Below are 14,589 nucleotides of genomic sequence, written 5' to 3' on the forward strand. Positions count from 1 at the left end.
CATCGACCTCGGACAGCACGGCAACTGGACGAGCCGGCACCGGGCTGGTGCACGCCATGCTAGAAGCGCGGTTCCTGGGTCCCGACGTCGCGGTCCTGGACGACGAAGGCGTCCGGCGACTGCTGGCCCCAATGATGCGGAACAACGCGAAGGTGTGGGCGTACGCCAGCGCTGCTTCCGAGCCCGGAGTCGTGCCTTCGGACGAGGTCCTTCTCACCGAGACGAGCGGCCGCGACTTGAGCGTGGCGTGGGTGCGGCACCCAGGGTCCTTCAGCGGCGCCGCCGGGCACCTGCTCTGTGGTACCGATGGCCGTAGGGTGAGCCTGCTGCGGTGCTGGGCGGACTTAGTGTTCGAGTTGGCTGACCTGGTCGAGGCTCGCGCCGACCGTATGCCTCCCGAGGGGTGGCCCGTCCAGTGCGCCTATCTGCTGGCGCAGCATCTGCGGTAGACGGCTTCCTACGGCCTGATCCACATTTTGAGCGGCCTCGCCCGTGACGAAATCCGTGACGCCATCCGCAACCACCCAGACGGCGGGTTCGCGCAAGACTTGGGCGACCTGCCCGGGGACGGCGCCGCCCAGATCGCCGCAGGCGCTGGTCGTGGGCCAGCAATTTTGATCCCGCCCTGGGATCTGGATGGATGGGACCCAGCAGGATCGTGAGATTGCGCGGTGTTCGGGACGTGGCCGCCAAGCCGACGGTCGAACCGGCGCCGGAGCGGCTGCTGCCGTCGCCAGCGGGGGTGATGGTGTCGAGTCCACATATCTAAAACGAGGGATTCGCGATGCCTGATGTCCTCCCACTCACGCCTCCAAAAAGGGACATGAGCAACATGCCGCTCGACTCCGTCTGCCTCCCGACAAACTCGATGAGCCTGCTCCTATCATTGAAATGGCGCTGCACATCATACATGACAAAGACCTTGAGCATTTGCCGAGCGGGAGACATTCTCAACGTCCCAACCAGCAGCGTCCTACTTGTCGGCGCTGACCTGGGCCAGGCCGATGAGCGCCACAGCGAACCGCCTTCCGTTCATCAAACACGGTGCGTGAAGTAAATGAACCCTAGCGAAAGATGAACGGCCGAACCGGACGCGGTGGCATCGCTGGTGTCGGTTTCCGAAGTCGTGTGCACAGATTCCCGAAGTCCTCTGCACATCAGGCAATTTTTGGAGCTGCCGCGTACTAGTCGCTCTGATCAGAGCAAGGAGGTTTGCTCGTGGTCAGGCAGGTCGAAGTGGGTGACCAGGTCGGCGTTGACGAGGCCTGTTGCCGTGATGCATGCCTTTTCGCGGGCGTTGCGTACGAAGATCCGTGTTGAGTTGGGGAGCCGATCCAGCGAGTGCGGGCACGGCATGACCACCCCGAACAAGCGTCGGCCGGTGTAGAGGGCAAGGCCGTATGCGTACTCGCGCTCTCTTTCGTCGGATCGTGGAAGGGCTCGTGATGCGTGCTCGCTTATGGACAGTGCCGTGACGTGACCCATGAGTTCGGCGAGCTGGGCGGCGGAGACCCCTTCCCACCACTGCTGTGCGGCGGTCTGCTCCCGGTGGTCACGTTCGCGGCGCGCCAGCTCCTCCTGCCGTTCCTGTTCCTGCCGCTTACGCTCCTGTTCGCGGCGTTGCGCCTCCCAGGCTGCCTGCCGGCGCTTCGATTCGATCATGAACTCGCGGTGCCGTTTCTCGGACTCGACGCGACGGCGTTCGTCTTCCTGGCGCTGACGCTCGCGCTCTACTTGCTTGCGGTGTTCCTCGGCCTCGCGTGCACGCTTCTCCCGCGCGGCCTTTGCGGCTTCCTGGCGTTGGCGCATCGCCTCGTGCTTGGCTTCGGCATCGATGGAGCGCTGGGTGCTCCACGACACCGAACGGCGGATGATGGCGTTGCTACCCGGCAGGCGGATTCGCCGGTAACGGCGGCCGATAGGGTGGATGGTCAGGCTGCGGTCGAGCACCCATCGCACGAAGGTGGGCAGGGTGACGTCGTCGACCTGGATCCAACTGCCGCATTTGTAGTCGAACCTGGTCAGCCCGTCGTGCACCATCCATCGTTCGGCGGCCGTTGGCGGGTCTGCCGGGGCCACGGCGATCGCGGGAACTGTGCACAGCCACGGCACGCGATCACGGGAGCTGACCCAGCAGACGTCGATGTCGTCGTCGTAGTAGCGGTTGGTGCGCATCTGGATATCGCCGTCGGTGATCGGAGAGAGTTGCGCCTCCCACGCCATCTGTTCGCCGTCTGCGGAGATGGCCATCACATCAGCCCGCCAGGATCCGTCGGGTGCCGGCAATTCTAGTTCGGCCGACCAGCCCGCGCGGCGGATCGCCTCGGCCAGCACGCGCTTGAGCAGGTGGTGATCGGCTGATTCGACTGACAGGTGGCAGTGCGGCGAGCGGCCGGGGTCGTGCGCGAAGTACCGTGTTCGCCGCCGGGGTGACAGCTTGGCGTGGACGCCATGGCCGCACTCGGGGCAGGTAAGCCTGATCCGGGGGCGCGTCCGGTAGATGCCCTCCCACTCCAAGCCCTGCCCTAGGTCGATGAGCGTGGCGTCGATCCGGCCCAGCTCGGGATGAAGCGCAGTGAAAGACATCCGGCCCCCGTCGTCGTTGGTATCCAGGGGGTGAGCCGACGCTACGCACGGGCACTGACATTCTGCGGGTGCCGACGGGGCCTTGTGCGCCGCAGGAGCGTGTTTCAGGACCAGCGGGTAGTGAGAAGTGACCGGGCGGCTCGCTCGCCGAGGCGGGGACCAGGGCCGAAGATGTCGTCGAAGCGTCGGTCCAGTGCAGAGCTGACGAGGTAGTAGGCAGCGCCTGATCCGTTGCGACTGTGCCGGTGAGGGTCAGTGTGCCCGATCGTTTCGACGGTCGATTTCGGCGCTTGAGCACGATCGACCGTCCGGCGGAGTCCATGGGCGTGCAGGGGGATCCGGTGGCATCCATGGCTGTCCGGCCGATAAGGTGGCCACACAGTCGCATCTGTGACGAAAACGTGACCTCGGCTACTGTTAAAGGGCTGCATCCCATGATGCCTGGTGCCCAACAGAGCGTGAGGGGTCAGAGCAGTTCTTCTGGATCAGGCGGGGGATCGCTGATGTTGGAGCTGAAGATGGTGCCGACCTGTGTGGGGTCAGTGGAGAGCTGACCTGCCCGCTTCATCGTCGCCAACGCCTTGTCGCGAGCCACTTCACGGTCGCGTAGGGCGAATGACCACACCACCAGCGTTTTCCTCCAAGCCTCGCGCATCTGGCCGAGGTCGTCGGCGGAAGCCGTCGTGCGATTGCCGCGGTAGGTGCGGTAGGCGGCGTCGGCCAGCTGCCGGGCTTGCTTGAGGGCTTCGGTTGCGGTGGTGAAGTTGTCATTGGTTCGCTTCAGGCGTTTTTGCAGCGCGGGCTCAGGCTCGGGGGCGTCGGACGCAGGCGCACGCAGCTGGTCTTTGGGATCAAAGCCAGGCAGGGCATCGACAGCGGCCAGGTTGACCTGCTCTGCGGATGTCGGGCCAGGCGGAAGCATTCCGGTATCGCCTTCGCGGTCCAAGAGCATGACGGCCTCCAGTGCCTCCTCCAGGGCTAATGCCTTGTAGATCCAATCGGAGACGCCCAGGAACCAGGCTCGATGGGCTTTGCCCGCCCAGTCGCTGCCTGGGGATAGGTCGCGGCAGCGCTCATAGCTCGCGGCGGCTGCCTTGACCGAGGTCCGGGCGACCGCGAAGTCGCGTTCGGCTTCTCGGAGGAGTGACTCTGCTCGAAAACGCTTGGCTGACGGCACCCGTTCATTAGAGAACGTCCGGGGTACCAGATATCACTCAGAGTCCACAACCGGTCACTGAAGCGCGAACAGTGGGTTGACTAGAAGTCTGGGGGCACCGGGGTGTCGTCGACATCAGAGGTGACCGTTGGCTCGCCGCTTGTGGAGGCGGGCAAGTGGACGCATCGAGTCAGGGTCTCGGCATCGGCATCGCGCCATCCCTGATGGTCGCAGTCGGGGCAGGCATCGATCACCGAGCGGTCAAACACGCGTTTCACATCAGCGTTGAGTTTGCGGAGGGTCAAGAGCGCAACCGGCTGCTGATGCCAGCGCGGTGAGTCGTACTCGGGGATGGCGTGACGTACCTCGACTGCTTTTTCGATCTTGCCGCGGAGGATGGTGACGGCAGCCGAGGACGCCTCGGGTGGCCCCATGAGGGCATTGCGTTCTTTCCAGCCCGCTGCGGTGTCGGCAGCGCGCCAGGCGAAACAGATCATCTGTCCAGGGGTGTAGCCCGATATGAAGCCCAGTGCGATATTCTCGGCGAGTTCTTGTCGACGCGTCTCCGGGACGGCCGGGTAGCCGTACCTGTCCTCCAGGAGCTCGTCGAGATAGGCCATCACATCGATGATCTCCATGTGTTCGATGCGGTCGGCAAGGATGCGGCGGGCTTCGTGTGCGGCCTGACCGCCCCCGGTCATGAGGTACTGAGTGATTTCTCGCACTGTTGACGCCCTGGTTGCGGCCTCCCCGGTCAAACGCCACCTGGCGGGAGAGACGAAGAAACTGACGCTGTCGTCCTCGTCGGAGATCTCCAGGCAGTCTTCGGGAGACTTGCGGGAGAGGGCGATCAGGCCGCCGTGGTATAGGTCACGCAGAGCCGTAACATCGCTGTCCGCATCACCGGTCCAACCGAGGGGCCGCAGGTCGTCCATGCTGGGAAGCGGTTTGTTCGGTCGATACGCGGCATGGTTGGCCAGGGCGATGTAGAGGGCGAATCCGGGAGAGGAGGGAGGAGGGAGCGCACGGTCGGTTCCGTCCTTGACCTCTTCATCGTCGAAGGCCTTGGAGATCTTGCGGGCGCGTTCCTCGGCTTGTTCGCGTTGGCGTTCTTGCTCGGCGCGGGCGGCCTCCGCCCGGCGCTTACGCTCCTGCTGTTGTTCCTGCTCGCGGACGGCGGAGCAGTCGGGGCAGGTGTAGGTGCTGTTGGGGCGGTCGAGTCGGGAGCCGGCGACCCTGGCAGCCCATGATCGGTTGGGGACGCGGATCGGTTCCTCGCACTGCGTGCATAGGGAATTCAGCAACGTGGCATGGGACGCCGATGTCACTGTCGCAACGACCCACTGGGGATCGCCGATACTTTCGACCGTGCGCGCCCACTTGCCGGCTTCTGTGAATTCCCAGTACAGCAGAGCCAGGTCCTGGACTTCTTGGGGCTGCCCGGCTGTCAGCACCACGCGGATACGAGGTGCATGAACCGGAAACTCGGCGATCTTGGGTGCCGATGCGGCCCGGCGCTCTTTGGCCGCCCGTGCTCGCTCCCGCTTTCGCCGACGCTCGCGTTTGCCCAACCCATCCTCCCCACCTCGAAAGCAAGGATTTCGCATCTTCGCCTATGGCATCAGCAGATTGGGGAACTTGACCCGCCTGCCGGTGGCCAGCCTGGTCGTGCGAACTTCTATTAGAAGATCCATTGCGGGACAGCGCTGGTCAGTAGGTGCGGCGGGGCGGGGCGAGGATGCTGGTGATCTCGGCGACGGCCTCGCTGCCGGGGCGAGGTGTAGCGCATGGCGGTGCGCGGGTTGCGGTGGCGGGTCTTGGTCATGATGAGCTGGAGCGGGACCTTCTGTTCGTCCAGGGGGGTGGCGGCGGAGTGGCGGGGATGGTGGGTCCAGGCCGAGGTGGGTGTACATGAGGACGCGGACGCGGTCGTATCCCGGGCGGGGCCGGCCGGTGTGAGGGCAGATGTGCTCGGGTCCGGGGCGCCGGGCAGGGACCGGGCGCCGCTCGGCGAGGAAGAGCGGCGCGCTGGTACGGACGGGCCCGCCGGGGTGGCCGTCGGGGAGGCGGAGGAGTCGGGGTAGGAGCGATCCAATGCTGAACAACACGGCCCAAGACCTACAACGCCAACTCCGCCAGTTCCTATCACCTGCGCAGTCCCGATCAGATCGCGCGCTTCTTCGAAGCGGGCAAGTGCTGCATTGGCCAAGACCGCGCCGACGTCGCTCAAGCCCCACTCGCCCCGGGCCTGGCCGAGGCTGGTGCTCACCTTCGCTGTCAGCACTCGATGTCGGTGGGATCGGGCAGACTGCACGGAAGCTGGTCCTATGCCGGGCGCGAAGGAGGGCTTCATGGCCGAGGGGGCAGAGCTGCCTACGTGTTCCACGGGCGCGGCCAGCGCGGATACGCCAACCTCACCGGACGCGACGCACTTGAATACCTGGCGCGCACCAACCCGCGCGCGGCGCCAGCCCGCTGCTTCAAGAGCATGGTGCCCCACACCGGCGATCACCTCAGAGAACTCGTCCCCCCAGACGGTTATCGATGGCGCCAGCCCTATCCACCAGACCTGTGCACGAGACCAGCCTGAGCCCGACCACACAGCAGACCGAACGCCCCAGCAGGTCCGACAAATGTTCGAAGGCGCAGGGTCTCAGGAACGCGATCCCGCAAGAGCCGGGTGCATTAACTTCATCGAACCCACTCGGCTTCATCGTGATCCTGCCACCATGACCCGATGGGCGTGACCGGCTGCTGGCCTAGCCGCACCAACTGGTGCAGGAAAGCGTTAACGCCGGCGCCGACGAAGGTGGCCGAGGCGGGCCCGGTCCAGTCGCCGTGGCTGACCAGATGGAGCCGGAGTTCGGCTGCGGTCTGAGTGCCCGTGAGTGGGATGCGTCCGTCCGGTCGCGCAGACGGAGCGGAGCCAGGTGGCGCAGGGCGGGACGGAACCCGATGCGCCAGATGACAGTGTCGCAGTCCATCCGGCCAGCTAGCTCCGGTTTCGGTGAGGTGGCTGAACACAAGCCGCGCTTGGAGAGCGCCCCCGTCGCGTGCGTCCCATACAGGTGGAATGGTGACGATGTCGCCCAGCCCGCGGTCCCGCCGTCATGGTCTCCGGTCTGCCCGTCGCGGATCACCGCGACAATCATCGCCCGTGAGATCGTCAAAACCAGTCCGCACCCCTGACCAAGTTCACCACCATCACCGAAGCCCTTGAACAGGAGAAGGCTTCGACTGGAGAGCAGTAGTAGCTGTGGGCTACTGATAAGTAGTGGCATGCGATCAGATATTGATGAATAATCAGGCGCCATGGACACGCGGATCATTCCAGAGGATCTTATTTTTGGGGAGAGGTCGGTCTCCTGGGAGAGGGTGTGGGAGAGGCTCTTCCCCGAAGAGTCGATCGACGAGCCGATCGGCGATGACTACGGCTTCGCAACAAAGATGAACAGGATGCGTGGGCTCATCATGACCCAGTGCGCTGAACTGGAGGCTGTACTAGGCCTAATCGTCCGAAACCTCGAATCGAAGATATGCGCCAACAAACAGACCGCAGGCCAGTTGCTAAATATCGTGAAGACAAAGCTGTCACCGGCTGAAGTAACTAAATGGACGAGCAGTCTCGAACTCATACGGGAGGCAATCCGACTACGTAATCGCGCGGTTATGCACGGATCACGGTCGGTCACTCCTATATGAAATATGCAACAGGTGGCGGCGAATGGGTTCCTGTGATTTCCCTGTTGGGGGATGACGACTTGGACGAGTCAGATCTCATGCGCGATCTGTATATCCAGCAGCAAGCCCTCATGGATGCCGTACGATTGCTTCGCTCCCTAAGGCATAAGACCACTCCCTCATAGCTGGCCTCGACGACGCCACCCGCGAGGCGTTCGCGTTGGTCCGAACGTCATTCGCCAACCGCAGCCCGGAACAACGTGCCAATCACCATGTTGAACCAAGCCTCTCCGAGATGATGGACACCGTACGCGTCGCTCCCCTTGCAGATCTCAGGCTTCCGTGGCTGGAAGCAGCTGGATCTCCGTCCCAACGGTCACGTGGTCCTCTCCGGGGTCCCGCACGCGGGGCGGTCCGACATCATCGATGCCCTCGCACGCTTGCTCGACCTCGATGCGGCCCGCAGTGCCTCACTGACCGATCTACACCAAGAGGCCACCGAATCAGCCCGCACCGAGCAGCAACCGCGATACCAGCTACTACCGCTGGTGCCCCCAACTACGGCGACGAGTGACAAGGGTCATGCAGCGCGCAGCCGCTACGATGCGACGACATCGAGCCGCCCAGCGCGTCCAGCCCGCTTGACAAGCCTCCCCCATCGCTCGTTGCGCCCGAACTGGCTACCGATCGCTTTCCCCGGCGACAGGTCCCCGCAGGTGGGCGGTGGGCCACCACTCATTGCCACGCCCGTCGCTGGATATCCGCATCTCCCGGCTCATCCCCATCTGAGATGAAGCCCGCTGTGCCCGCGGACTACCGATTGCGTCACCCTTGCTGCGGAAGCGTTGAAGAGGCGTGAGGCCGAAGATTCGATCGGCATGTGCCGTCCCTGATGTCGTGGGCCTGGAAACAAGCATCTTTCAGGAGTTTCTCTGAGGACGTCGAAGCCGAACGCAAAGGACTACGAGAGTCCTCAGAACTCCTATGGATCGACACAGGTAGCCCATGTGCGACCTCTCAGATCGCTATGGCGCCGACGTTATTATCTTCGGTTCCCCTGGGAACGGCGTCGTGCTACTGCAGCGAGGAGACCAGCCAATGTAGATGTGACTCTGGGTTCACGGAAGAGACGGGGAAGAGTCGCTTTCCCAGGCGGACCTCAACCGGTCGATCTGTTTGTCGAGATTTCGTACCTGCATTGAGCTAGTGCCGAAAGTATCGACCAGAAGGGGGCGGATAGACTTGAGCTCTCTCAGTGCTTCGTCGGGCTGTCCGGAGCTCGCGAGCATCTGGGCAATGACGAAGCGTGACTCGCGGATCTGTTCTGCCGTGTCGTCGTTCGCGGAGGTGGCGGCGTTGTGCACGTAGAACCGCAGCTGTGGTAGTGCCTTGTCTGGCTTGCCGATCTCGGCATAGGCGTGGCCTGCGTGGTAGGCACAGTCGAGTACGTACGAGTCGGTTGGGGGTAAATGCCTGCCGTAGTCACGGCCAACGACTTCGAACAGCGACGCGGCACGAGTGTATTCGCCAGCGTAGAACAACGCTGCTGCTAGGAAATGACGCAGGCGCAGTTCGAGGAAGGGGTCATGGCCAGAACGTGCGACGCCGTCCCCCAGGAGTCTGATCGCCTCCGATGGCCGGTCGTTGTCGAGGAGTACCTGGACGTTGGCCTTCAACTCTTCGGCTTCGGCCTCGGTAAGTTCGCCACGGCTGATGCTCTGTCCGCGCCGTTTGGCCGGGGCCAGTAGCGGTCGGCGGAAGGGGCGTGTCGGGTCGCGGTTCTCATCGCCTCCCGATGACTCACCTGGCGCCATCACGAACGGCAGGAGTGCGTCGTAGACGGCCTCTGCCGACGGTCGCGCAGGCGGGTGCTTCACCAGCATCGACGAGACGAGTGCGTCGAGTGCCGTTGGTACGTGCTGGCGTCGTGCCCTCACCGATGGCGCGGGCGTCTGAAGGTGGTGGGCGCGCAATGGCATGTCGGTCGTTCCGTGGAACGGCACATCACCGGTCAGAAGTTCACACAGCAGGCAGCCGAGCGAGTAGATGTCCGATGCGGGGGTCACCGCCTGCCCAAGGCACTGCTCTGGTGACATGTAGGGCGGTGTGCCGACGGTCCGGTCGACTTGTGTAAGCCGCGGTAGTGCCCCCGCGCCGCGGAGGATCGCGATGCCGAAGTCCAGCACCTTCGCTAGGCCGCCGTCGACGATCATCACGTTGGCGGGCTTGATGTCGCGGTGGACGATGTCGACCCGGTGTACGTCGGTGAGGACCGCCGCGATCTGCGCAGCGATTGACGCTGCCCACGCCACGCTCGGCGGTGTAGTGGTGAAATCCATGCGGTCGAGCATCGATTCCAGCGTCGAGCCGCGTAGCAGCTGCATGACGAGCCAGAGTTGCGTGCTGCCGTCGGAGGCCGTGTCGACGCCCGTGTCGTAAACCGCTGGCGTGCCAGGATGCTCTAGCTGAGCGGTAGTACGGATTTCACGCAGGAACCGCTTGCGATCGCGCTCCAGAGCGTCGAGGATCTCCGCCGCCTCGGGACTGTCCGGCGCGGCCGGGACCGCCCTCGCCGACGACGGCCGCAGAAGCTTGATCGCAATGCGCCGGTCCAGCCGCTCGTCGTAGCCGTAGAAGACCTCACTCATGCCGCCGCGGCCGAGCGACCCGTCAATGCGATAGCGCCCCGCCAACACCGGTCTCTCGTCCGGCTCCGGCTGCCCTGCCCTATCCTCCAAGGCCCACCACCTCTATCCGCAGATGAAATAGTTAACAGGCCCCTACCGCGAACCACCAGACCACGCGACTACAGTCCGGCCCGGCCGCCTGATTCCCGACGCATCTCCGCACGCAACCGCGCTAGCGCCTCGTCCCTGGCAGGCTCTGTGATGATCTTGTATGCGCGCTTGCGCGCCGCCTCCTTGATCGCCCTCTGGAACTCACCGTTATCGAAGTACAGCTTCATGAAATCAGTGTTGCGCTCGGCGTTCTCGGCGACGATGTCGTCGAGCCTGTCGTCGGCGACCTGCCCGAAGCGGGCCTCGTCGTTCATCAACGCGATTTGCTGCATGGTCGTGTCCTCAACCAGATTGGCGACCTGCTGGTAAACCAGGATCTGGTCGGACGAGCCCAGGTCCAGCCCAAACCGTTCGTTGAGTTCCTCGATTACTTCCGATAGCGGTTTCACCTCCGGCTCTCGGGGGCCGGCACCATCCGCGGCGTGGCCCCGCACAGCGCGGTCACCGCCGGGCGACAGGGACACGTTGTGCCGCCCGGTGAACTCCAGTCGAAAGTGGCTCAGATCCGCGTCCCCGATGTCAATGGACGCCGAAGGCTGGCCCGGCAGACGGATCAGCAGAATCCTCCCGTACTGGTAGAGGCGTTCGAGATCCCGGTCTCCCCAGTCGACGATCTGAGCGATGAGGCTGTAGGCGCGCACGTAACCCTGCAGCGCGCTCCGAAAACCCTCACGCTCGTCATCGGTTTCGAGTGCGGCGAAGCGGTCAAGCGCTGGCTTGAGGTATTCGTGCAGGTGGGCGTGGAGCCTGCGTTCGGCGGCATCGGGCATCCGCTCTGGCCCTGCCTCGGCCAGGATCCGGATAAACGCCTCCATCTCTGAGGCGACCAGGAGCCCGTAGTCCATCACCTCGCGCTGCTTGGTGTAGAGGAGGTTCGGGTCTCCCGGCTCGGTGATCGTTGTCTCGAACCAGTCCGCGAACGCGGCCTGGATGTCGGCGGCCTGGTTGGCGAAGTCGAGGATGCGGACGTCGTCCTGCGTCTTCAGCGGATGAATGCGGTTGAGCCGCGACAGGGTTTGCACCGCCGCAACGCCGGTCAGCGGTTTGTCGACGTACATGCCGCACAGCAGCGGCTCGTCGAAACCGGTCTGGTACTTCTCTGCGACGACCAGCAGCCGGTACTGGTCCTGGTCGCGCGCCTCCGCCTGTGGATCGTCGGCCTTGGTGTAGCTGAACCGGTCCGGCAGCTGCCTCTCCGGAAAACCGTTGAGCTGGGCTTCGGTGAACTCCAGGTCAGCGTCGTCCTTCAGCGTGCCGGAGAACGCGATGAGCGTCCCGCAGTCGGTGTAACCGCGGTCGTCGACATAACGGCGGATCGCCTGGTACAGGTCGAGCGCGTGCAGCCGGCTGCCGGTGACGACCATGGCCTTGGCGCGGCCGCCGAGCCGTTCGGCGATGTTTTCCCGGAAGTCGTCGACGATCAGTCTCGCCCGCTGTTCCAGCGATGTGGGGTGCAGCTTGGCGAGGCGGACCAGTTCCTTCTTGGCCTTGCCAGCGTCGACCTCCGGGTTAGCGATGCGCGATTCGGCCTGCTCGACGGCGGCGTTACGCAGCCGCCACTTGGTGTCATAGGTGATGTAGTTGGCCAGCACATCGAGGATGTAACCTTCATCGATCGCCTGCCGCATCGAGTAGATGTGGAATGGCTCATACATGCCGCGCTCGCCGGTGCGCGGGTTCAGCTTGTCTGGGTTGAAGCGGCCGAACAGCTTTAGCGTCGACGACTTTGGCGTGGCGGTGAACGCGAAGTACGACAGGTTCGGCTGACGACCACGCACCCGCGTCATGTATTCCGCGTCGTCCTCACCCTCTTCGCGCGGTATCGCATTCACGCCGAGTATCTGTTTGAGCCGTGTCGCCGACTCACCGCCCTGCGAGGAGTGCGCCTCGTCGATGATGACCGCATACCGCTTGCCGGCCAGCCCCATGTCGGCGACCTTCTCAAGCACGTAGGGATACAGCTGGAGCGTGCTGATGATGATCTTCGAGGTGGCGTCGTCGAGTGCCTCGGCAAGCTGCCTGGAGTCCTCGTCGATCTTCTTGACGACGCCGGGCGTGTGGTCGAACTGGAAGATGGTTCTCTGCAGCTGGCGGTCGAGTACGCGCCGGTCGCTGATCACGATGATCTTGTGGAAGATCTGCTGGTTGTCGGCATCGAAAAGGTTCGAGAGGCGATGCGACAGCCAGGCGATGGTGTTCGACTTGCCCGATCCTGCCGAGTGCTGGACTAGGTAGTTGCGCCCGGCTCCGTGCGTCTGCGCGTGGGCGATCATCTTCTGTACCGCGTCCCACTGATGATAGCGCGGAAAGATGCGCGGCGACGTGTGCGGATTCTCCTTCATGCCCTTCTTGTCGGGCGCCTTGACGTGGACAAACCGGTGCAGGATCTCCAGCCAGTTGTCGGGTTGCCAGATCTCCTCCCACAGGTAGGCGACGCTGTAGGAGCCTTGGGCGGCGGGCGGGTTACCGGCCTCGCCAGACCTCCCGGGCCCGTTGGAGCCGACGTTGAACGGCAGGAACTCGGTATCAGCACCGCAGAGCCGTGTGGCAACGAAGGCACGGTCGGGGTCGACGGCGAAGTGCACCAGCGTCCGCTTTGCGAAAAACACGTCATTCGGGTCGCGGTCGAACCGGTACTGCGCAATGGCATGATCGGCGTTTTGCCCAGTGTTCGGGTTCTTCAGCTCGACTGTGGCGACGGGCAGTCCGTTGACGAAAAGCGTCATGTCTAGAGACCGGTGCGGGTGGCGCGTGCTGTAGTGCAGCTGGCGCGCGACCGTCAGCACATTCTCGCGGTATTCGGCGAGGGCATCGACGGCCAGAGTGTGGCCAGGACGGAAGTAGGCCAGGTCAATATGCACGCCTCGGTCGCGCACGCCTCGGCGCAGCACGTCCAGCACACCACGCGCGTCGATTTCAGCGGCGACACGCTGCGCGAACTGCCGCTGCGCGGTCGCTTGAAAACTGCCGTACAGCTCGATGAGTTTTTCCCAGCGCTCCATCTGTGTTGCGCCGATGAACCGGTACATCTCACCGGTGTCGATGCCCAGCTCGACATTGAACGTGTTGGCCGCACACGACCAGCCACGCTCAACCAGATCGGACTCAACGCGGGCCTCGAAGGCTAGTTCGCTGAGGAATTGGGGGGTCATGAGGTCGCACCTCCTGACGAGGATAGGCGACGTGCGCTCGTGACATCGATCTGCCCAGTGACAGCGGCAGTGATCAAAGACCCCCGTCTTTCGGAAGCGAGGCGTGAAAACCTTTCTGCAGCTACACGAAATGCCCTAAATTCAGCTAGGCGACAGTCAAGCTCTTTCCGCAATACCAGCTGCTGAGCGACAGCCGGAATTGAGATCGTGAAGGATTTCAATACATCATTGTTTAGAATCCTAACTCGGGAATACTGTGCCCAGTTTCGAAGTTCTTCATGTGCCGCGAAAAGCTGCCATAGAAGAAACCTGCGATCTACTGCATTAGATGTGGTGATGGCTGTCAGCTGCTGGTTTCCGGTGGCCTCATGGTCGAGAGCGGCAACCTTTCCAAGAGACTCACCGATTCCCACAATCAAGATGCTTCCAGCTGGAAATCGTGGGACGTGACGCACGTCAGCCACGTGTACACCCTTGTCGGCTTTGCCGAGGTTGAGGGCATTATCGAGGGCTGCGGGCGTATACCAGGGAATGTGATCATAATTGGCGTTCACCTGGAGAAACTCTGATGGAGTCATTCCGGTCCGAACCGCGTCTACGACACGGCGGAGTTGCACTCTCCGCCACTCCATTTGTTGCTCTTCTAGGGACAGCCGGTGGCGCCCGGTACACCGTGTAGCCTCGCTCAGCAGAGCCTCAGAGAGCGCATTTACCTGCTTATTCCTAAGTGAGACTAGTTCATCGATCTGAGCTGTCTCGACATCGAGGAAGTCGGCGATGCGGCGCTGCTCGTCGAGGGGCGGTATAGTGATCGGTAGCCGCTTAATGTCCCATTGAAAAAGGTGGGGAACTCCCATCCCATCTTTAATTGCATTGATTAGGTCTTGCGTCGAGCTGCTCGCAAGACAGTAGCGCAGAAATCGCGGCTCAATATCAAACGCTCGAAGGACTGCGATCGATCCATTCACCGTGGCCGGCTTTGGGAGTTGGCGAATTATGTTGGTGATCCCAAGCGTGTTGCCGTCCTTCGCTAGGAGCACATCGTTGACTTGCAGCTTCAGCTCTGGCGACTCATCGTATCTATATCTACTAATATAGTTAACATTCTCGAAGTCGATCACTTCCAACTTGATGTTGGGCGTCGCGAGGAACGCGTAGCCTTCAGGCTGATATTCGCTAGCTGTTAGCGCTTTCCAGCCGATCCGCGCGTTAACGG

At 63.1% G+C, this 14,589-nt stretch carries 8 protein-coding genes; 2 read left to right on the forward strand and 6 right to left on the reverse strand.

Annotation, left to right across the window (positions count from 1 at the left end):
* Window positions 1–56 precede the first annotated feature (56 nt).
* Window positions 57–449, forward strand: a complete 393-nt coding sequence (locus tag FXF65_RS17820) for a hypothetical protein (protein WP_148351067.1) — start codon at window positions 57–59, stop codon at window positions 447–449.
* Between the two features lie 748 nt (window positions 450–1,197).
* On the opposite strand, the gene FXF65_RS17825 is transcribed toward FXF65_RS17820, so the two are convergent.
* From FXF65_RS17825 to FXF65_RS17835, 3 genes are all read right to left on the reverse strand, one after another.
* Window positions 1,198–2,586: a competence protein CoiA family protein gene (locus FXF65_RS17825; protein ID WP_148351068.1), complete on the reverse strand. Its 1,389-nt coding sequence runs from the start codon at window positions 2,584–2,586 to the stop codon at window positions 1,198–1,200.
* A gap of 466 nt (window positions 2,587–3,052) precedes the next feature.
* Window positions 3,053–3,763: a hypothetical protein gene (locus tag FXF65_RS17830; protein WP_148351069.1), complete on the reverse strand. Its 711-nt coding sequence runs from the start codon at window positions 3,761–3,763 to the stop codon at window positions 3,053–3,055.
* 80 nt (window positions 3,764–3,843) lie between these two features.
* Window positions 3,844–5,313, reverse strand: coding sequence for a hypothetical protein (locus FXF65_RS17835; RefSeq protein WP_187412360.1), 1,470 nt, complete (start codon window positions 5,311–5,313; stop codon window positions 3,844–3,846).
* Between the two features lie 1,741 nt (window positions 5,314–7,054).
* Here FXF65_RS17835 and FXF65_RS17840 point away from each other — a divergent pair.
* On the forward strand, window positions 7,055–7,444 hold the full coding sequence (locus tag FXF65_RS17840; RefSeq protein WP_148351070.1) for a hypothetical protein: 390 nt from the start codon (window positions 7,055–7,057) through the stop codon (window positions 7,442–7,444).
* A gap of 1,097 nt (window positions 7,445–8,541) precedes the next feature.
* Here FXF65_RS17840 and FXF65_RS17850 read toward each other — a convergent pair.
* The 3 genes from FXF65_RS17850 to FXF65_RS17860 all read right to left on the reverse strand — a co-directional run bounded on the left by FXF65_RS17850 (window position 8,542) and on the right by FXF65_RS17860 (window position 14,494).
* Window positions 8,542–10,119: a protein kinase domain-containing protein gene (locus FXF65_RS17850; RefSeq protein WP_281288916.1), complete on the reverse strand. Its 1,578-nt coding sequence runs from the start codon at window positions 10,117–10,119 to the stop codon at window positions 8,542–8,544.
* 110 nt (window positions 10,120–10,229) lie between these two features.
* Window positions 10,230–13,373 (reverse strand): type I restriction endonuclease subunit R, encoded by a 3,144-nt coding sequence (locus tag FXF65_RS17855; protein WP_148351072.1) that lies wholly within the window; start codon window positions 13,371–13,373, stop codon window positions 10,230–10,232.
* Window positions 13,370–14,494 (reverse strand): restriction endonuclease subunit S, encoded by a 1,125-nt coding sequence (locus FXF65_RS17860; protein WP_222868618.1) that lies wholly within the window; start codon window positions 14,492–14,494, stop codon window positions 13,370–13,372. Before FXF65_RS17860 ends, FXF65_RS17855 begins: the two co-directional genes overlap by 4 nt.
* Between the last annotated feature and the right edge of the window lie 95 nt (window positions 14,495–14,589).

It is taken from the genome of Actinomadura syzygii, from assembly GCF_008085905.1.
GTDB lineage: Bacteria > Actinomycetota > Actinomycetes > Streptosporangiales > Streptosporangiaceae > Spirillospora > Spirillospora syzygii.